Source organism: Tessaracoccus flavescens (assembly GCF_001998865.1).
In the GTDB taxonomy this organism is placed as follows: domain Bacteria; phylum Actinomycetota; class Actinomycetes; order Propionibacteriales; family Propionibacteriaceae; genus Arachnia; species Arachnia flavescens.
The window spans coordinates 365,497-384,540 of sequence record NZ_CP019607.1; the positions used below are offsets into that span (position 1 = coordinate 365,497).

At 65.7% G+C, this 19,044-nt stretch carries 18 protein-coding genes and 2 pseudogenes; 9 read left to right on the forward strand and 11 right to left on the reverse strand.

Translation table 11 applies throughout. The features are described from left to right. The first annotated feature begins 38 nt into the window (after window positions 1–38). Complete coding sequence (locus tag BW733_RS01785; RefSeq protein ID WP_077347354.1) at window positions 39–449, forward strand: hypothetical protein; 411 nt, start codon at window positions 39–41, stop codon at window positions 447–449. Window positions 450–513: 64 nt separating this feature from the next. Here BW733_RS01785 and BW733_RS01790 read toward each other — a convergent pair whose 3' ends face one another. From BW733_RS01790 to BW733_RS19955, 9 genes and pseudogenes are all read right to left on the reverse strand, one after another. Further along, window positions 514–1,947 carry a DHA2 family efflux MFS transporter permease subunit gene (locus BW733_RS01790; RefSeq protein WP_077347356.1) on the reverse strand — a complete coding sequence of 478 codons (1,434 nt, stop codon included), beginning with the start codon at window positions 1,945–1,947 and terminating at the stop codon, window positions 514–516. Window positions 1,948–1,990: 43 nt separating this feature from the next. Further along, the gene (locus BW733_RS01795) at window positions 1,991–3,292 is read right to left on the reverse strand and encodes a DUF4921 family protein (protein ID WP_077347358.1); all 1,302 of its coding nucleotides are present in this window, start codon (window positions 3,290–3,292) and stop codon (window positions 1,991–1,993) included. A gap of 711 nt (window positions 3,293–4,003) precedes the next feature. Beyond that, a complete protein-coding gene (locus BW733_RS01800; protein ID WP_077347360.1) occupies window positions 4,004–4,999 on the reverse strand; it encodes a hypothetical protein in 996 nt (331 codons plus the stop codon). 59 nt (window positions 5,000–5,058) lie between these two features. Next, window positions 5,059–5,664: an ATP-binding cassette domain-containing protein gene (locus BW733_RS01805; RefSeq protein ID WP_077347362.1), complete on the reverse strand. Its 606-nt coding sequence runs from the start codon at window positions 5,662–5,664 to the stop codon at window positions 5,059–5,061. Beyond that, window positions 5,652–6,629: a peptidoglycan-binding domain-containing protein gene (locus tag BW733_RS18745; protein ID WP_202970251.1), complete on the reverse strand. Its 978-nt coding sequence runs from the start codon at window positions 6,627–6,629 to the stop codon at window positions 5,652–5,654. Before BW733_RS18745 ends, BW733_RS01805 begins: the two co-directional genes overlap by 13 nt. A gap of 53 nt (window positions 6,630–6,682) precedes the next feature. Continuing rightward, window positions 6,683–6,913 (reverse strand): hypothetical protein, encoded by a 231-nt coding sequence (locus BW733_RS01815; protein WP_152024521.1) that lies wholly within the window; start codon window positions 6,911–6,913, stop codon window positions 6,683–6,685. A gap of 192 nt (window positions 6,914–7,105) precedes the next feature. After that, window positions 7,106–7,855 (reverse strand): ISL3 family transposase, encoded by a 750-nt coding sequence (locus BW733_RS01820; protein ID WP_202970252.1) that lies wholly within the window; start codon window positions 7,853–7,855, stop codon window positions 7,106–7,108. A 164-nt stretch (window positions 7,856–8,019) separates the two neighbouring features. Beyond that, window positions 8,020–8,556, reverse strand: a complete 537-nt coding sequence (locus tag BW733_RS18750) for a group II intron maturase-specific domain-containing protein (RefSeq protein WP_202970253.1) — start codon at window positions 8,554–8,556, stop codon at window positions 8,020–8,022. Window positions 8,557–8,629: 73 nt separating this feature from the next. Then, window positions 8,630–9,103: pseudogene (locus BW733_RS19955) on the reverse strand (reverse transcriptase domain-containing protein); the annotation flags it as partial. Here BW733_RS19955 and BW733_RS19195 point away from each other — a divergent pair. Then, a complete protein-coding gene (locus BW733_RS19195; RefSeq protein ID WP_237268271.1) occupies window positions 9,036–9,197 on the forward strand; it encodes a hypothetical protein in 162 nt (53 codons plus the stop codon). The pseudogene BW733_RS19955 and the gene BW733_RS19195 sit on opposite strands and share 68 nt — an antisense overlap. A gap of 813 nt (window positions 9,198–10,010) precedes the next feature. Here the strand turns inward: BW733_RS19195 and BW733_RS01830 are convergent. After that, entirely contained in the window at window positions 10,011–10,613 is a 603-nt protein-coding gene (locus BW733_RS01830) for a helix-turn-helix domain-containing protein (RefSeq protein WP_077347368.1), read from the reverse strand. 912 nt (window positions 10,614–11,525) lie between these two features. On the opposite strand from BW733_RS01830, the gene BW733_RS01840 reads away from it, so the two are divergent. The 4 genes from BW733_RS01840 (at window position 11,526) to BW733_RS01855 (ending at window position 14,811) form a co-directional block, all read left to right on the forward strand. Continuing rightward, window positions 11,526–12,065: a matrixin family metalloprotease gene (locus BW733_RS01840; protein ID WP_077347372.1), complete on the forward strand. Its 540-nt coding sequence runs from the start codon at window positions 11,526–11,528 to the stop codon at window positions 12,063–12,065. A 17-nt stretch (window positions 12,066–12,082) separates the two neighbouring features. Continuing rightward, a complete protein-coding gene (locus tag BW733_RS01845; protein WP_145952764.1) occupies window positions 12,083–12,619 on the forward strand; it encodes a hypothetical protein in 537 nt (178 codons plus the stop codon). Between the two features lie 347 nt (window positions 12,620–12,966). Then, window positions 12,967–14,274 carry an ISL3 family transposase gene (locus BW733_RS01850; RefSeq protein WP_077347376.1) on the forward strand — a complete coding sequence of 436 codons (1,308 nt, stop codon included), beginning with the start codon at window positions 12,967–12,969 and terminating at the stop codon, window positions 14,272–14,274. 345 nt (window positions 14,275–14,619) lie between these two features. Further along, the gene (locus BW733_RS01855) at window positions 14,620–14,811 is read left to right on the forward strand and encodes a hypothetical protein (RefSeq protein WP_077347378.1); all 192 of its coding nucleotides are present in this window, start codon (window positions 14,620–14,622) and stop codon (window positions 14,809–14,811) included. A gap of 9 nt (window positions 14,812–14,820) precedes the next feature. Here the strand turns inward: BW733_RS01855 and BW733_RS01860 are convergent. Further along, a pseudogene (locus BW733_RS01860) lies at window positions 14,821–15,699 on the reverse strand (heme o synthase); the annotation flags it as partial. A gap of 161 nt (window positions 15,700–15,860) precedes the next feature. Between BW733_RS01860 and zwf the strand changes: the two are divergent. From zwf to pgl, 3 genes are read left to right on the forward strand one after another with little or no spacing between them, the layout of a single operon-like run. Further along, on the forward strand, window positions 15,861–17,390 hold the full coding sequence (zwf, locus tag BW733_RS01865) for a glucose-6-phosphate dehydrogenase (protein WP_077347382.1): 1,530 nt from the start codon (window positions 15,861–15,863) through the stop codon (window positions 17,388–17,390). A gap of 13 nt (window positions 17,391–17,403) precedes the next feature. Beyond that, window positions 17,404–18,309 (forward strand): glucose-6-phosphate dehydrogenase assembly protein OpcA, encoded by a 906-nt coding sequence (locus BW733_RS01870; RefSeq protein ID WP_077347384.1) that lies wholly within the window; start codon window positions 17,404–17,406, stop codon window positions 18,307–18,309. Further along, on the forward strand, window positions 18,310–19,041 hold the full coding sequence (gene pgl, locus BW733_RS01875) for a 6-phosphogluconolactonase (protein WP_077347386.1): 732 nt from the start codon (window positions 18,310–18,312) through the stop codon (window positions 19,039–19,041). The last annotated feature ends 3 nt before the right edge of the window (window positions 19,042–19,044 follow it).

The window sequence follows — 19,044 nt, forward strand, 5'->3', positions numbered from 1 at the left end:
GCGCGCCGTCGGCGCGCCAACCGATCAGGAGAACCTCCATGCGCATGAAGCAGACCGCTGCCGCCGCCATCACCGCCCTCGCCCTCCTCGGCCTCTCGGCCTGTGGGGGCGAGCAGTCCGTCGAAGAGGCGTGCAAGATCGCCCAGAGCACCGTCGAGTCTGCCCAGACCGACATCCAGTCCTCCATGTCCGACCCGACCAACATCGAGGGCGTCACCGAGGGCCTCAAGAAGGCCTCCGACGCCGTCGGCGACGCCGAGGACAAGGTCACCAACAAGGAGGTCAAGACCGCGCTCGACGAGTTCGGCAACGCCCTCGACTCATTCACCGACCTGTTCGACGGGGTCAAGGACCCGACCGAACTGGCGGATAAGACCGACGAGATGAACAAGGTCTCCGCTGACATCTCCGCCTCCAGCGAGAAGCTCAGCAGCCTCTGCAAGGCCTGAACCGACGCCTGAACCACAAAGGGCGGGTCGACCTGATGGTCGACCCGCCCTTCTGCGTCCCGGGTCAGTGCGCTGCGCCGGCCTGCACCGCGTTCTCGGGGCGACGCACGAAGAAGCCGCAGAACATCGCCGCGGTCCAGATCGCGCCCGCGCCGAGGAACGCCCAGTGCGCGCCCGCGAGCATCGCGGCCGCGTCGCTCGCGACGGCGGGCCTGGCGGCCGCCGTCTGCATCGCGAAGACCGTGACGAACAGCGCCGTCCCCGCGGCGCCTGCCACCTGCTGCACCGCCCCGATCACGGCCGAGCCGTGCGAGTAGAGGTTCGAGGGCAGCGAGCCGAGCGCGACGGTGAACAGCGGGGTGAAGATGCAGGCGAAGCTGGCGCTCATCACCATGTGCGCGATCATGACGGCCCACCAGGGGGTCGCCGGGTTCATGGTCGAGAAGAACAGGAACACGCCGAGCACGAGGACGCTCGCCGGGATCACCAGCACCCGGGGGCCAGCCCTGTCGAAGATCCGGCCGACGATCGGCGAGAGCAGCCCCATCAGGATGCCTCCGGGCAGCATCATCAGGCCGACCTGGAGCGCCTCCATGCCGTAGGCCTTCTGCAGCAGCAGCGGCAGCATGATGATCGAGCCGAACATCGCCATCATGGCGATGGCAAGCATGGTCAGCGAGATGGTGAACGAGCTGTGCGTGAAGGTGCGCAGGTCGAGGAAGGCCCGGTCGCGACCCTGCAGCACCAGCTGCCGGGCGAGGAAGGCGACGAGTCCTCCGACACCGATGCCGATCGCCAGCATGGGCACCCAGAACTCCACGTTCTCGGCACCGAGCAGGCTCAGCCCGTAGATCAGCGGGGCGAAGGCGATCACGCTGAGCGGGATGGAGATCAGGTCGAGGGGGGTGCGCTTCGGCTCGCCCACGTTCTCCAGGTAGCGGCCGCCGAGGAACAGCATCAACAGCGCGATCGGAAGCACGCCCACGAAGATCAGGCGCCAGGAGCCGAAGTGCAAGATCAGTCCTGACAGCGTCGGGCCGATAGCGGGGGCGACGGCGATCACCATGGAGATGTTGCCCATCACTCCTCCGCGGTTGTCCGGCGCGATGATCTGCATGATGGTGGTCATCAGCAGCGGCATCATGATGGCGGTGCCGCTCGCCTGGACGACGCGCCCGAAGAGCAGGAAGCCGAAGCCGGGTGCGATGGCGCACAGGAGGGTGCCGACGCTGAAGGCCGTCATCGCGATCATGAAGACCTGGCGGGTGGTCAGGCGGTCCAACAGCCAGCCGGTGACCGGGATGACGACGGCCATGGTGAGCATGAACGCCGTGGTCAGCCACTGGGCCGTCCGCTCGGTGACGTGCATGTCGGCCATGATCGCGGTGAGCGCGACGTTCATCGTGGTCTCGTTGAGGATCACGACGAAGGCGGCGACGAGCAGGACGGGGATGATTGCCCTGCCGCTGCTCTTCCTGAGTGAGATCTCGTCGGACATGGGAGTCCTCTCGGGGTGCCCGGTGTTGCGGGCGAGCTTCCCGCTACCGGTGGTAGAGCAGCGGGTCGGGGCGGAGATCCGCCTCGTCCGCGATCGTCAGTCCGGGGGCGATGAGCCCGTCGGCTCGGAGAAGCAGTAGTCGCTCGACGACGCGAGATCGAATCGTACCCGGTGCGATCGTGTTCAAGTAAATCTTGCTCGCGCCCTCAAAGCCGGCCAGTGTGGAGACCCTCCACTTCAGCATGATCCGCCACGGCATCGCCGTCGCGACCCCCGGAGGCTGGTAGTGCCACTCCTCGTTACACGCCACGTCCGCCCCGGTCGCGGCGTGCATCGCGTGCACCAGATCCGACATGCCTGCGACCTCCTCGGGCGAGTGCTCCCACGGGATCCCGCTCGCCGCGCGCGAGTAGACCTCGATGGTCGGGTAGCGGTGGCCGAATCCCGCGAAGGCGACGGCATGCTCGTTGTGCGCGATCAGCAGCCCGCGGGAGATGGCCACGTTGACGGCAGCGTCGTTGAACACGTTCGGCGTCGCCTCTGCCCTCGCGATGGCTGCCTCCTGCTGGCTCCCGATCTCGTCGATGGCGACGATCTGCTTGTGCAGGTGGTCGAAGGACGCCCCCGCGGGTTTCAGCCAGTTCTGGAAGACGACCACGTAGCGCGCGGCGGGGATGAGGTCGTAGCCGGATCGGGCCGCCTCGACCGAGAAGGCCGTGTACTCGACGTGCTCGGCAGGGGTCAGGGTCCCTGAGGAGGCGAGCTGGGTGATGTCGGTGGCGCCGTCGACGAAGTGCCGCCTCGCGATGATGACGTCGTGTCCCCCACCGAAGAAGCCGGTGGACTGGGCGAGCACCTCGTCCTCGGTGAGGGCCGACGGGTCGAGCCCTGCCGCCCTCAGCTTTGCGGAGGCGACGGCGAGCACGTGTGCCCTCCCGGCAGCCGAGGCGAGGTAGAGGTCCCGTCGCCTGCGCACCGGGGCGGGCAGCAGGTAGCCGTAGTTGAGATGCCAGTAGTCGTAGCCGAGGATCTCGAACAGGTTGGGCACCCGGCGGAACTCGGCAACGGTGTCGAACAACGCATCAGCGGGCAGGGCGTCGAGCCGAGCCCACGCATCACCCTCACGGACGAGGCGCTGCTTCTCGGGAGGAGTCTCAAGGTAGCGGGCCTGGCAGAAGGCGCACGCGTGGGTGAGGTCCTCCGTCGTGACCGGCCTCGGATCAGGGTGGGTGACGCCGAGCGGCCGGTTGCCCCGTCCCGGGGCAGTCCAGACCTCGGTGCCGGTGAACGGGTTGCGCTGCTTGACAGTGCCGTCGGGCAGATTCACCAGGAAGTCTTCAGCCATGCCTCGACCATAGCGACCACACCCGGCCGTAACCTCCGGCACGGAACGTGGATCCCGGGTCGTGCCCGGGATCCACGCTGCGCGAGAGACGACGAACGACGTTCAGCGGCACTCGGCCCTAAGAAGGGGACCTCATAAGTCCTGGCCGTCTCCACTCCGTCGACAACGGCGGATGCACGAACCGCGATCGTGCCAGATCCGCAAGGACCCCCATGAAAAGAAGCCCAGCGAACCTCCCAGCCACGTACAGGGCAGCCATTCTTCGGCTTCCGGCCACGCCAGCACGCTCTCCACGAACCCCGCAGGCTCAGCATCAGTGATCGCTGCGGCCGCATCCTCCGGTACCGCCAGGAGGTAGACCCGGTTCCGAGCCGTGAGATCCGGAAGTTCCTGAAGGCCCGGGCGGGTGATCAGCACGCGCCGTCCCCCCGTGCAGCAGGCTCGTTGACATCGTCGACCCACCGAACGCCGTCGGCACAGGGCACAAGGTGGCGCTAGGCGCAACCCGACTACTCGATCGACGGGCCTGTGCCAGATCCACCGGGCGGCAGCGTAGGGGAGACGACATTGGAACGGCCCCTTCTGGGCGGCGACGGCTGGTCAGACCATCGGGATGGGATACTCCGGACTCTACGCCAGGCTCCTTATGTGTAGCGCAGACGTCAGCGGAGCCCTGCATCTCGGCTGTCGTGTCGCTGCGCGAAAGGTCGCTCAGCGGTCTTTTGTCCAGCTGTAGAGCTTCTTTCCGGTGATCGTCAGCGCGGCGGCCATGCTGCCGGTCAGGGTCGCGACGAGACATGCGGCAACTCCGACCAGGATGTGTGTGACGAGCCATCGTGCCTCGGGTGCGGTCGTGTTGGCCGTGGTGACGACGAGGGTGATGGTTGTGGCCAATGCACTGGCAGGGAGGGCCCAGCACATAGTCTCCAGTTTGAGTTGAATGTGCTGCTGGGTGGCGCGGACGCCGAGGTGCTGGGCAAGGCTCAGCTCGACTCGTCGTGTCCGAATCAAGGTGTATCCCAGGCACGCGGAGGCCGCAGCGCCGATAACAAGGAGCCATCGGGTCGAGCGTGTCTGGAGCAGGCTGATCGTCGGTGTGGGTGTGCCGAATGCGGGGTTGAGCTGTTGGCGCGCCACGTTGTCGGTTCCCGGGACGACGACGGTACTAAGAAGGGCGAAGGTCGCTTCGTCGTGAGGCCAGATCGTCGCCCAGCAGGCATCGAATCGGCCGGGGGACGGGACCGGTTGAAGGGCGGCGGAAGCGAGTTGGCTGTTGCGTCCGTCGTCGGGGTAAGGGAAGGTTCCCGCGACCAGCGCCGAGGTCCCGTCCGCCATGGCGAGTGGACCGGTGCCGAACCGCGTGGCCATGGCCTCTGATAGCCAGACCCCGGGTGGCCCGGAAGGTTGTGCGTCGAGTGTCGCGGGGATATCTCCAGCCACATCGTAGAGAGCCGGCTTGGAGTGCGGATAGGCGAGCAGGTCGAACCTGTCGCGCACCTCGCGCAGGGCAATGGCGCCGACGACCCCTTTGAGCCCTTGCAGCGCGACGCACCGCTGGCCGTCGATACCCGCAGGCGCTGCGATGATATGGGTTGCGCCGCCACCCGTGCGGACCGCGCGTTGAGCGATGAAGACGTGCTCGACGGCGAGCGCGTCCTGCAGGACGGTTCCAGCGATGATCACCAGCAGCGCCAGTGAGGCGAGCATTGCTCGAATGGTGCCCGATGCTACGTTGCGAGTTGCTTCGGACAGGATCGACGACCATCTCATGGCGCCGCCGGGTCGACCTGAAGGATCTGGTCGCATCTGTTCCTCAGCAGCTCGTCGTGAGTGGCCAGCACAACGATCCGTTCCTCAGAGACCATCTCGCGGATCACGTCACCGATGGTGTGTGCGGTGTCGCGGTCGAGTTGGGCAGTGGGCTCATCGATCAGGATCGCGTCGTAGTCGCTCGCGGCTGCGCGAGCCAGGCACATCCGTTGGGCCTCGCCGCCTGACAGTCGGCGGAACTCCCGTGCCGCTACGTGAGCGAGTCCGAATCGATCGAGCAGATCCCTTGCCTGCGGTTCGGCCTCACGTCGCAAGAGCCCTCGCGCGAGGAGGGGCACGGCAACCTGATCGATTGCGGTGCGTCGCGGGGCGCCAACGGGGTTCTGCATGATCCACCCGATCCGGTCGACGCCGATGGCCTCGATATTGCCGTTGCTGGGGCGCAGCCCGCCGGAGAGTATCGACAACAGCGTGCTCTTCCCCGAGCCCGAGGGCCCGACCAGGCCGTACAGCACACCGGGTCGAAGGTCGAACGACAGGTCGGCGAACAGCGGAGGCTGGCCCGGGAACCGGTGCCCCAGCCCTTCGGCTACGAGCCGCACGTGGCGTCCATCGCGGGATACACGTCGACGGCCGGTGGTGGATCGCCCACCAGCCGCACGTAGGTCAGGCCCAACGCGGAACTGATGACCTCTGCCGCGATGGGGGATCCAGCGCTCAGCACGCACACCCGCGCTGAGGCGTCCCTGACCACCGAGGAAGGCGGTACCGCATAGACCGGAATCGGCGTCGCAAGACGCAACGCCCCACTGACCTGGACGCTCTCCCCGGTTCCCTGGGCGATGGCGGCGGTGACCTCTGCCGTCGCCAGCACGGCTCTGGCGTCTTCCGGATCGGCCAGGCGGAGGTCCTTGTCGAGCTTCACCGTCGTCGCTGCGACGGTCAGGGTGCGGGGCCCATCGAAGAGGTCCGCGGGAGCGGCAAGGCTCACTGTGGCGTGGCCAGAGCTGGCCGTCCCGATCACCGCGCCGACAGCGATGTCCTGCCCCGCGGAGAGAGGGCACTGCGTGAGTATGACCTCGTTCTCAGGTAGCCACACGACCTGACTCAGCCGGAAAACCCCATCCTTTGCGGGCACCTGGGCCTTGGTCGCGGTCTTCTTCCATGCGTCCTGAGTCAAGGTGTCGAACCGCCCGGAGACGGGTATCTCAGCACCGAGATGGTTCAGTGCACGCTGCAGGTTCGCCACATCCTCACCCTCGTCACCGGCCGTCAAGTCCCGGTACCACGGTTCCTGCCCGCTCAATAGCAGCAGCCCTGCCCCGCCCACCGCAACGGGAGACGAGCCCGAGGCCCAATGATCGCCGACCGCGCAGTCGACCGTTGTGAGGATGCCGGACTCCCGTACGATCAGGGGTCTGCCTGGCGCCGGCGCCACGCTGACTTCGACCGGACGCTCGTCGGCGAACTCGCTGCGGGCCAAGGCATAGAACGACTCGCCCGCGTCTCCCAGCGTAGGCTCATCGATTGGCCGGAACGCCGAGAACCAGACGACTCCCACACTCACAGCGGCTACCGCGGACCACGACAAGACGAGCGACGGAAAACGTACGCGCGCGGTCACTCTTCCTTGCCCATGCTGCTCGGGTTCTCCATGCACTTGATCGACTTTTCGGAGTTCACCAACTCCTGAGCCGCCGGATCTACCGGCGTCCCCGAAGAGTCGCCATCCGCGCCAGCCGCCGTCATCAGATCACGAAGATCCTGAGCACCGAACGGTGCCTTCACCAGACCCGCCGCGACAAAGCAGCGCGCGAGCGCCTCGTCCGGATCGAGCTTGTCAGGGTTCATCAGGACATCCACGTACAGCGGCTCAATCAGCGCCGTCGTGCCTCGTGCACACCCATCACTCATGCGGTCGTAGGCGTCGATGTCTCCAGAGACTTGATAGACGTAGTAGCCGCTCTGATCCTTCAGCTCGACGTTGCCGCCACCATCACGAATGCAGGAGATATAACGGGCTCTTCGGACCTGAGTGTGGGGTCATAGTTGGAGTCCGCCGCCGATGAGGAGCATTCTGAGGCGGTAGTTTTCTCGGTTGCGGAACCCGCGTGCGACGCGGCGGGCGAGTTCGATCAGGCCGTTGATCGCTTCAGTCCCACCGTTGCTGGCACCGTCGGTGGTGAAGTAGGCCAGAAACGCTGTGCGCCACTGTTTCAGCGTGTTGCCCAGCCGGCGGATCTCGGGGATCGGGCAGGTCGGGAACGAGGCGATGACTTTCTCCGCGACAACCCGGCCGAGTGCCTTGGTGCGTTGATGGTAGACCGAGCGAAGGTCTTGGGAACAGCGGTAGGCCACCTCGACCTCCACGTGGCGCTCATCAGCGACGAACGCGGCGTGCAGTCGGGCTTGCTGTTTCTCGGTGAGACGCTCCTGCCCGGCGCGCAACAGGTGACGGATCCCATACAACGGGTCACCCTTGCGGCCGCGGTGGCCGTGGATCTCTTGCTGGAGGCGGCGACGGACATCGTCCACGGCGGAGGTGCCGAGTTTCACGATGTGGAAGGCGTCAACGACGGTCTCGGCGTCGGCGAGTTTGTCGTCGATGGCGTTCTTGTAGCCGTGGAACGGATCCAAGGTGGCGATCTTGACCCCGGTCCGGAACACGTCGCCGCGCTCATCGAGCCAGGTCCTGTAGACAGTCCCGGAGCGGCCAGGCACGAGATCCAGTAACCGGGCTTTGACTACTGGTTTCCCGGTCTTCGGGTGTCGGTGGCGGGTCAGATCCACCATGCCGGTGAGTTCTTTGGGGCCACGCTTGCGTGGCGAGACGTGATGCCAGTTGGGTCGGCCTGGGGCGCGGTGTCGGGATTGCTCCCGGTCCGTTTCCCCAGGCCGCCCGCCGAACCGGACGTGCGACTTTCACCGCATCCGGCTCTCCATGAGAGAGGGCTGGTTCAGCTGGTGGTGACAGCTGGCCGGTCCCAGGGGGTAGGGATGTGGTAGCCGCGGTAGCGGTACCTGGTCACCGGGACGCTCGCGGCGCCGGTGAACCGTTTCCCGTTGTGAGCGAGGCGCCAGGTTCCGGGCAGGCAGTACCTGCGGCGGAGTTCTGGCCATCCGAGTCGGCGGTGCTTCTTGCGTAGCCATGCCGTGATCCGCTCCCACGTGTAGGAGTCGATCGCGGCGAAGGTCGCTTTGGCCACCGCATACCGGAAGTAGTTCGCCCATCCCCGCAGCACCCGCCCGAGATAGTCCATGAGGTATCCCGGGTCCCGGTGCAGGGTGTTCCTGTAGGTCATGGTCTTCACCCGCTGTCTGATCGAGGCGATCGCCTTCTTCGCGGGCAGGGTGTAGACGTACCACTTGTTGCTGCCTCGTCTCCGCATCCGTCGGATGTGGAAACCGAGGAAGTCGAACCCGTGGTCGATGTGGACCACGCGGGTCTTCTCCGGCGACAGACGCAACCCCATCGGGGCCAGCACGTCTGCCACCTCGTGACGCAACTGCTCGGCGTGTTCTTGGCTGACCCTTCACCACGATGACGAAGTCATCGGCGTAACGGATCAGCCGGTAGGACGCCTTGCCGTGGTCACGGCGCCAGGCCCGCTTTCCGGCCGTGCCCATCTCATGGTCCCAGCGGCGAGCGAACTCGTCATCGAGGACTGATAGGGCAATGTTGGCCAGCAGCGGGGACAAGATCCCGCCCTGTGGGGTGCCGGTGATCATCCCCTCGGTCGTGCCCACCGTGGTGAGCACTCCCGCTTTCAGGAACGCCTTGACCAGCGCGAGCACCCGCTTGTCACCGATCCTGCACCGGAGCCGGTCCATCAAGGCGGTGTGGTCGATCATGTCGAAACACGCCTCAATGTCGGCCTCCAGCACCCACTCATACGATTTGCTCGCGAAGTGGTGGATCTCGGCGACCGCGTCCTGCGCGCGCCGGTTAGGTCTGAACCCATAGGAGCACGACTTGAAGTCGGCCTCGAAGATGGGTTCCAGCACCAGCTTCAAAGCTGCCTGCACCACCCGGTCGGTCACGGTCGGGATGCCCAACTTGCGCAGCTTGCCGCTGGCCTTGGGGATCATCACCTGCCGCACCGGCACCGGCCTGAACTCTCCAGCCCTCAACTGAGCGCGGAGGTTCCGCAGGAACTCCTCCACCCCGACCCCGGAACTGATCCGTGCCACGGAGACACGGTCCACCCCGGGAGTCTTGGACCCCTTGTTCCCAGCGACGCGTTCCCACGCCATCGTCAAGAACGCCGGATCACACACAAGGTTCCACAGGTCATCGAACCGGCGGCCACCATCGGTGGCCGCCCAACCATGCAGCTTGGTCTGCATCCTCCGTACCCCCAGATAGGCCCGAGCATCGCTGGGCCACCCGGAGGCGCCGACATTCACCGGCGCGTCTTCGGACATTACATTCACCTTCTTCTGCTTTCTCTCACTGCCGCCCTTCCCCATGTGACCGGCTTTCCCGGCCTCGGAGTACTACGACGGCTCCGCCCCACCCACACCCTTCGGCAGGCAACGCACCTATCCCCACCAATGCGGGGAGCGGAATGCGGATGGTTCCCACGTTCACTGTTGTTCGGTTGACGGGCGAGGTGTCCGGCTTTGCCCCTGCGGCATCGTCGTGGCTACGCCGTAGACCTTCACCACGACCTGCCGGACCCGACACATACCACCGTTCCGACAGTTCCCCACCCGCCACGGCCATCAGCGACGGCCCCGACAAGCGGTTACGCACCGCAAACCAGCCCCGATCCACCGGGTTAGAGCTGGGCGACGATCAAGAGGCTTTACGACACCGGTTCCTCTCGTACACCTTCCCGTCTTGCTCACCAGACACGGCCCATCCGGCAGTACCGGACCGTCCTGACTTTGTCACGGCTGCTCCCACCCACCCCAGTCGTTCCCCCAGGACAGGCTGCCGTCAGCTTCACCTGGCCGCTACGACGGCCAACCAATGCAGGTCTCCCACCTCCATCCGATACAACAGCGCCTCGTGGCGCACAATATGCTCATCGACGCCCAAAGAGGTGACACCCTCGAAGCGGGCCTCATCGGCGGCGGCGGCTTCCAATACAGGCTGGATCGCCCGCCACAGCGTCTTCCAGGTGGTGCCGAGCTGACGCGACAATCCCTGGATGGAGGCCTGCTCGTCACGCAGCTGCCCGATGGCCCACCGGATCGCCCGGGTCGTCAGTTTCCGGCCGGCCAACGCGACCGACGGGTCCTGTTCGGCGAAGGAGCCCACCAGGCACGTCGGCTCGGGGCAGATCCATCGGTGTTTGCGCCATCGCAGCCGCACCGGCCGCCCGAAACACGGGGCATCGACGAGCTCTGCCACCGTTCGGCCATGTCCATGCGCCACGACCCCGCAGACCGGGCATCCCATCACCGTCGGCGCCGACTCGATCATGACCTTCAGCTGCCCGTCGTCTTCCTTGACGTCGGTGACGTGGAAGCCGGCCAGGCCCACGAGAAGGTCACAACGCTCGCAGTAGCTGCCTGCAGCGTCGCAGGACGTAGGATCAGTCATCGTCGGGGTCCTTGCCGATCGAGGAGGTTAGAGTCCTTCGATCATCAGGGGCCCCGGCCCCTATCCCCGGCTCACCACGCCGATCAGCGTGTCACGCTCACCCACACTCAGGTCCGAAGAGCCACATAACGCTGCATTGCCTCCTCGTACTCCGCCCGCGTGATCTCCCCATCCTCCAGGACGGCGCGCTCGAAATCCGACGTAGCGAACTCTTTCGCCTGCCGAAAATCCTCCGCGTAGGGATTGGTCGCTGGGGCTGGACCCGAACACCCGGCGCCCGCGATGGCGGTCGTCAACACACACAAGAGGGCTCGCCCGTGGAACTTCACAAGGAACCTACGCTCAGAAGTACATCCAGTCGTTCCAGCTAGAGCTTCCAGCCGAGAGCTGAATCCGCAGACCATGTCCCGCACCAGACACCCCACCGGTGGCTGAAACGTAGGAGTTGCGCGACTTCGGTCCATCTGTGATCGTCGGGTAGTTGGCGATGTACCGCATCACACGCGCCTGCACGTTGCCAGCGCAGTCGTTGCTCTTCGCACGCGTTCAGCTCAGCGAAGAGGAATCCCCCTTGGTGCCAAGCGCCGTGCACCCGCTCGGACTCGGGTTGGCCATCGGCGCAGCCGGTGCCGCGCTTGCTGGTGCAACACTCGCTACTCCGGTCGGAACGAGCGCCGCGACAGCTCCGGAAACCTTCATTGCCTTCACACTCCTTCTCGCAGGTGGTTCTGACCCTAGCATCCGCATGGCGGAGCCACAGGCCGTATGCAGATCCTCAACGATCACAGCATGGCGAACAAGCTCCGAGCCCACACCACCTCGACTTATAACAATTTGGCAACGCTTCTCAAGTTCAGGTAGAAGCGCCTCGAAGAAGGTAGGCTGACTGGCCAACCGTGAGGAGGATTGGGGATGAAAATCGTTCACAGGTTCTTCGCCGCCTTCGTCGTGGGGACCCTCATAGTCTTCGCGGCTCAGCTTGACGCGAACGCCTACACGACGACCGGCTGCAAATGGGGGTCGGGCACCATCAAGGTCGACACTCGCTATGTCAACGGACATTTCTTCACCGCCATCAAGCAGGCGATCTCCAACTACACTTCCGCGACGGACGTCACGATGTCGTATGTCGACGCAAGCGGCCCCGGACTGAAGGCGCAGAACGCTGATTATGGGTATACCGGCTGGGAAGGTAAGGCGGATTGGACATGTGCGTTGGGGCGCTACATCGGCGTTACCGCGAAGATCAACATGACCTACCTGCCGGGAACCTCCAGCACCGACGTCCCTCGCCTGAAGGTCGTCTGGCTGCACGAACTCGGTCATTCAATCGGGCTTGGACACGTATCGACTGTCAAGCGCGTTATGTATACGTCTGCTAGCACGGCATACAGCAATGGTGTCCGCAGCCTGACCAGCGACGAAATCGCTGGTGTGAACGCGCTCTACTAAAATCGGAGGCGATGATCATGTCACGTATCTACACGGCAGCCGTGGTGCTCCTGCTCAGCTTGCTCACCGGATGTGCCGCTGTCACCAGCGGGGGCGAAGTTTCGCGCGTCCGCCTCTACGGATCAGTCAGCGAGATGGCCGAAGACAGCGCCCTGGTCGTCACCGGACGCGTGGTCGAAACCAAGACAGTCCGTGATTTCGACGATGAAACTGACTTCACGCTCTCCACGGTTGAGGTCCTGGAGTCGAACGACGCGAAGGTCGGGGACCTGCTCACCGTTCGTCAGTTCGGCTCAGATAAGCAGGAGCCTGTGGTGCCGTTGCTTGTCACAGGACATGAATACCTGCTTTTCTTGACGAGCTCCGGACTCAAGGGAGATCTGGCCACCCATTACTATGTGACCGGGAGCAACGCGGGTATCTACGAACTGGCTGATGAGTCGAAAGCACGCGGTGGCGTTCGAGAACCATCCGCCCGTCAGATCTCGCCCACAGACGGAGAACACCTCCCCGTAGACCTGGACCAGTCTACGATCGAGCAACTGGTGAGCTAACCAGTGAAGAAGGTGCGGCGTATAGTTCCAGGGCTGGCCGTGATTTTACTCGGCCTGGTAGTCCTCACCGTAACCACGACATTCAGCTGCTCCGAGGCATATTGCGGCCCAATCTACGCCCCCTCCAGCCTTCTGTTCGTCGTCGCCACATTTGTGGCCGGAGGTTATCTTCTGTTCAGAAGAAGGCCCCGCTGAACTACACCGCTCGTGGGTTGCATGCGTTAGTGGCTCTTCACAATCGAGGGTGTAGGTAGCGCTGTTCGGGGTTGCGGCGTGGCGGCTGGCTGAAGGGGTCGAGGCCCTCCGAAGATGGAAGTTCTCACGCTCCCCATCTGGAAGACCTCGACGTGTCCGACGCTACCTTCACGTGCCCTGATCTGACTAGTTTCTGCCGTCTCGACGGCCTCGGGTTGGAAGTCACCGGCCAGCGCATCGAACCCGACCGTGCGATCCTGGCCTGCCGCCCGGTCGACGCCGACGACTGGTGCCGAGACTGCGGCGGCCAGGGCCTCATCCGGGGCTCGGTGGTGCGACTCTTGTCGCATGTCCCGCTGGGGTGGCGCCCTACCGTGCTGCACGTGCGGCTGCGGCGCTATCGGTGCATCGAGTGCGGGCGGGTGTGGCGTCAAGACACCAGTGCCGCAGCCGAGCCGCGTTCGAAGCTGTCGCGCGCGGCGCTGCGTTGGGGACTGGAAGGACTTGTGGTCCAACACCTGAGCATGTCCAGGATCGCCGCCGGTCTCGACGTCGCGTGGAACACCGCCAACGACGCCGTGCTGGCAGAAGGACAGCGCGTCCTCATCAGCGACCTGGCCCGGTTCGACGGGGTCAAGGTGATCGGGGTCGACGAGCATTGCTGGCGCCATACCCGCCGTGGTGAGAAATACGTCACCGTGATCATCGACCTCACCCCCACCAGGGACGGCACCGGTCCGGCGCGCTTGTTGGACATGGTCGAGGGACGCTCGAAACAGGTGTTCAAGACGTGGCTCGCCGCCCGCCCCCGAGCCTGGCGCAAGGGGATCGAGGTCGTCGCGATGGACGGATTCACCGGCTACAAGACCGCGGCGGTCGAGGAACTCGGCAACGCCACCACGGTGATGGACCCGTTCCACGTCGTCCGGCTCGCCGGCGAAGCGCTCACCCGCTGCCGCCAGCGCGTCCAGCAAGACACCTGCGGGCATCGGGGCCGCGCCGGTGACCCACTCTACCGCGCCCGCCGCACCCTGCTCACCGGCGTCGATCTACTCACCGACAAGCAAGTCGCCCGACTGGAGGCACTGTTCGCCGACGAACAGCACACCGAGGTCTACGCGACATGGAGTATCTACCAACGACTCGTCGTGGCTTACCGGAATCCCGACAAGCAACTTGGACGGTTCCTCCTTCAAGGCGTGATCGACTCGGTCAGCACCGGCGTCCCGAGAGACCTCGTCGAGCTCGTCAGCCTGGGCCGGACCCTCCACCGACGGGCGGCCGACGTGCTCGCCTTCTTCGACCGCCCAGGCACCAGCAACGGCCCAACCGAAGCGATCAATGGCCGCCTCGAGCACCTCCGCGGGATCGCACTCGGCTTCCGGAACCTGACCCACTACATAGCCCGGAGTCTCCTCGAAACCGGAGGATTCAAACCCCTCCTACACCCTGCATTGTGAAGAGCCGCGTTAGTTCTCTGACGGTTGTTCCAGGCGTTGAGGTAGACGAGCCCGCCTAGCCGCGTAGCAGCTGCTAGGCGGGCTCGCTTCTCAAGTTCTATCGATGGACCGACCTGCCGTGACCTGATCGTCGTATTATTTTGTTCGCCACTGGGGTTGGGCCAGCACCGGGGACCGTCCCAACTGAGTATTCGCTCTTCTGAGGGCCACTGATATTGGGGTTCAGGGCCACTCGCCGTTCGATGTGATCGTGTCGGTGAGGGCCAGTGAGTATTCGTGTTCGGGGGCACCTTCCTAGGCTCCTTCTGCCGCGTGATAGGCCACGCGGCAGAAGGAGTAATTCGGATGGTGCGCAAGATCAAGGCGAAGCTCGTGCTTCGGTTGCGCGCGGAAGCTCTGACGGGTCGGCAGATCGCCGCGCAGGGAGTGTCCCGCATGAGCGTCGCCGCGGTCATCGACGCCGCCGAGCCTGACCATCCCAGAGCTCGGAACCTGCAAACCCCCCAGCTGCGTCCCGCCCGGTGCCACCGCCAGTGACAGGACCAGTCAGAAGATCAGCGGATCGATCGCGACCGCGAGGAACAGCAGCGCCAAGTAGGTGTTCGACCAGTGGAACAGACGCATGGCCTTCAACTGGGCTCCCTCAAGGCCGCTGTGCGCGCGGCGCCACAACTGCACGGCCTCCCAGATGAACACCGCGCCCAGCACGACGGCGACGATCGGGTACAGCGGCCCGGTCGGTGCGAGCGGCCACAACGCGAGCGACACCGCGACCGTCGCGACCGTGTAGATCACGATCTGGTTCGCGACCTTCGGGGCGGGGCGCACGACCGGGAGCATCGGCACCTTCGCGGCCGCGTAGTCGTCCTTGTACCTGAAGGCGAGGGCCCAGGTGTGCGGAGGGGTCCACAGGAAGACGATCGCGAACAGGATCAGGGGGGCAAGCGCGACGCTTCCCGTGACCGCCGTCCAGCCGATGAGGGGTGGGAAACAGCCTGCGATGCCGCCCCAGATGGTGTTCTGCCAGGTTCGGCGCTTGAGCCACATCGTGTAGATGAACACGTAGAAGGCGTTCGCGGCGAGGGCGAGCAGGGCGGAGAGCCAGTTGGCGCCGAAGCCGAGGATCAGGGTCGCGGCGATGCCGAGCACGACGGCGAAGACCAACGCGGCGCGCGTGGAGACCTGGTGCCGCGGGACGGGCCGACGCCGCGTGCGGCGCATGATCTCGTCGATGTCGGCGTCGAGCACGCAGTTGAAGGTGTTTGCCGAACCCGCGGCGAGGAACCCGCCCACGAGGGTGACGAGGATCAGCTGCCAGGGAGGAAGGCCTCCCGCGGCGAGGAACATGGCGGGGATGGTGGAGACGAGGAGTAGCTCGATCACCCGCGGTTTGGTGAGCGCCACATAGGCCTTCACCACATCGCGAACCCGCGCCTCACTTGGCGCAGCGACAGAAACGACAGCCACACAAACCCCGATTTCGAACGAACGTCCGTGGCAGTCTACCTCGCCCCACGCAGGAGTGCTCACCTGCAATGTGGTATGCACTCACGCAGGGTGCTCGGTGCCCGCTAGGGTGGTCCCTGATGAACAGCTACGACAACCCCCTGCGCGACCCCCAGGATCGCAGACTGCCTCGCATCGCCGGGCCATGTGTGCTGGTGATCTTCGGTGTCACAGGTGATCTTTCGCGCAAGAAGTTGATGCCCGCCGTGTACGACCTCGCCAACCGAGGCCTACTTCCTCCCGGTTTCGGGCTGGTCGGATTCGCCCGTCGCGACTGGGCAGACCAGGACTTCGCACAGGTGGTCCACGACGCCGTGAAGGAGCATGCGCGCACGCCCTTCCGCGAGGAGGTCTGGGAGCAGCTGCTCGAGGGGATCCGCTTCGTCTCCGGCACGTTCGACTCGGACGAGTCCTTCGAGAACCTCAAGGCGACGATCGACGAACTCGACACGACGCGCGGCACGGGCGGAAACCACGCCTTCTACCTGTCCATCCCCCCTTCCGGCTTCGAGCCCGTCATGTCGCAACTGGCGAAGCACGGCCTGGCGGAGCGTCACCCGGGGACCTGGAACCGCGTCGTCATCGAGAAGCCGTTCGGGCATGACCTCGCCTCGGCGAAGGAGCTCAACGCGGTCGTCGAGCGCCTCTTCAAGCCCCACGAGGTCTTCCGGATCGACCATTACCTGGGCAAGGAGACGGTGCAGAACCTGCTTGCGCTGCGCTTCGCGAACCAGATGTTCGAGCCGATCTGGAACAACCACTACGTCAGCCACGTCGAGATCACCATGGCCGAGGACATCGGCATCGGTGGCCGCGCGGGATACTTCGACGGCATCGGCTCTGCCCGCGACGTGATGCAGAACCACCTGCTCCAGCTCCTCGCGCTCACCGCGATGGAGGAGCCGACCAGCTTCGAGGCCTCGCAGCTGCGCGCCGAGAAGAAGAAGGTCCTTGCCGCCGCGAGGGTTCCCGACGACTATGACCTGCACACGGCACGCGGCCAGTACGCCGCCGGCTGGCAGGGCGGCCAGCCGGTGATCGGTTACCTGGAGGAGGAGGGGGTCGATCCCGCCTCCAAGACGGAGACCTACGCCGCGATCCGGGTCGACATCGACAACCGCCGCTGGGCGGGCGTCCCCTTCTACCTGCGCACGGCAAAGCGGATGCCCCGCCGCGTGACAGAGGTGGCGCTCAGCTTCAAGCGCGCACCGCACCTGCCGTTCACCATCACCGACACGGAGGAACTCGGCACCAACGCCCTCGTGATGCGGATCCAGCCCGACGAGGGCGTCACCCTCCGCTTCGGCGCGAAGGTGCCAGGGACGCAGATGGAGATCCGCGAGGTGTCGATGGACTTCGCCTACGGCGGGTCCTTCACAGAGTCCTCCCCCGAGGCGTATGAGCGACTGATTCTCGACGTGCTGCTCGGCGACCCGCCCCTCTTCCCGCAGCAGGAGGAGGTGGAGCTCAGCTGGGAGATCCTCGATCCGGTGCTCGAACACTGGGCCTCGCTCCCCGAGCAGCCGGAACAGTACGAGGCAGGCACCTGGGGTCCGCAGTCGGGCTACGACATGGTCGCCCGCGACGGCTTCACCTGGCGCAGGCCGTAGGGAGGGACACACCATGATCGTCAAACTGAAGAACACCTCCGCCCGCGAGATCTCCGGCGCCCTGATCGAGGCGCACCGGGGCGTCGGCAACGCCACCGGCCTCGTGCTCACGCTCGTGATCGTCACCGACGACTCGCGCTTCGACGAGGTGCTGGAGGCCGCGAAGGCCTCTGCCACGGTGCATCCGTCGCGCGTGATCGTGGTCAACTACGCGAGCGAGGACGAGCGGAACCTGGACGCGACCGTCGAGGTCGGCGAGGGCCTGCCTGGCGACCTGATCGTGCTCGGCGTCTCCGGCGAACTGCGCGAGCACGCCGACTCGGTGGTGCTCCCGCTCCTGCTTCCCGACTCCCCCACCATCGCCTGGTGGCCGCACGAGGCGCCGGACAACCTGGCCCAGGATCCGATCGGATCGCTCGCCGACCGACGCATCACCGATGCCGCCGGCTGCTCCGATCCGGTGGCGGCGCTCGTCCGCAGGGCCCGCAACCATGTGCCCGGCGACACCGACCTGACCTGGACGCGCCTGACCCGTTGGCGGGCCCTGCTCGCTGCCTCACTTGACCAGTCGCAGCAGCAGGTCACCGAGGCGGTCGTCACCGCGGCGCCCGACAACGCGCCTGCCATACTGCTCGCGGCCTGGCTCACCTCGCGCCTGCACGTGCCCGTGACATACGAGCAGGGCGACGGCCCTGGCGTCAACGCCGTGGTGCTGCGCACCCCGGACGGCGACATCACCGTGCGCCGGGTCGCCGAGGGCAGCGCGATCTACCAGGTTCCCGGCCAGCCCGAGCGTAGAGTCGCACTCCGCCGCCGGCCGCTCACCGATCTGCTGACCGAGGAGTTGTGTCGCCTCGACGCCGACGACATCTTCGAGGCCGCGGCCGAGCAGATCGTCGCCGAGTCGGAAGGCAAGTAGATGTACACGCGGGTGGTGCGCCTCGATGACGCGCTCGACGTCTCGATCGTCGTCGCGACGCGCCTCCTCGACCGCCTGATCGAGCTGCAGCGCTCACAGCCCATCGTGCACCTGTGCCTGACCGGAGGCGACGCGGCGAACGCGATGTATGAGATCTTCGCCGAGCTGGCGAAGGACTCCGAGCTCGACGCCTCCAAGCTGCAGCTGTGGTGGGGCGACGAGCGCTTCGTCCCCGCGACCGATCCGGCGCGCAACTCCCTGCAGGCCGTCAGCCGACTCGCGCGGACGGTGTCGATCAAGTCAGCAGACACGCACATGATGGCGGCAAAGGACGGCAGGAAGGACTCCCACGAGTCGGCCGCCGAGTACGAGGCCGAGCTGGGAGACACCGCCTTCGACATCACGCTGCTCGGGATCGGCGTCGACGGGCACGTCGCCTCGATCTTCCCCGCGCATCCGAGCTCCGAGCCGACCAGCCGCGCCGTGATCGGCGTCACAGACAGCCCGAAGGAACCCTCGGAGCGGATCTCCCTGACGCTGCCGACGCTGAACCGCTCGGAGGAGGTGTGGTTCATTGCCACCGGCGAGGGAAAGGCCGAGGCGGTGGCTCATTCGCTCGCCGGAGATCCCGCCTTCCCCGGCGCCGCGGTGCATGGCCGGGTGGCCACCTTCTGGTACCTGGACGAGGGGGCGGCCTCTGAGCTGCCCGCGCAGTTCACCTGCCCCTTCTGAGCC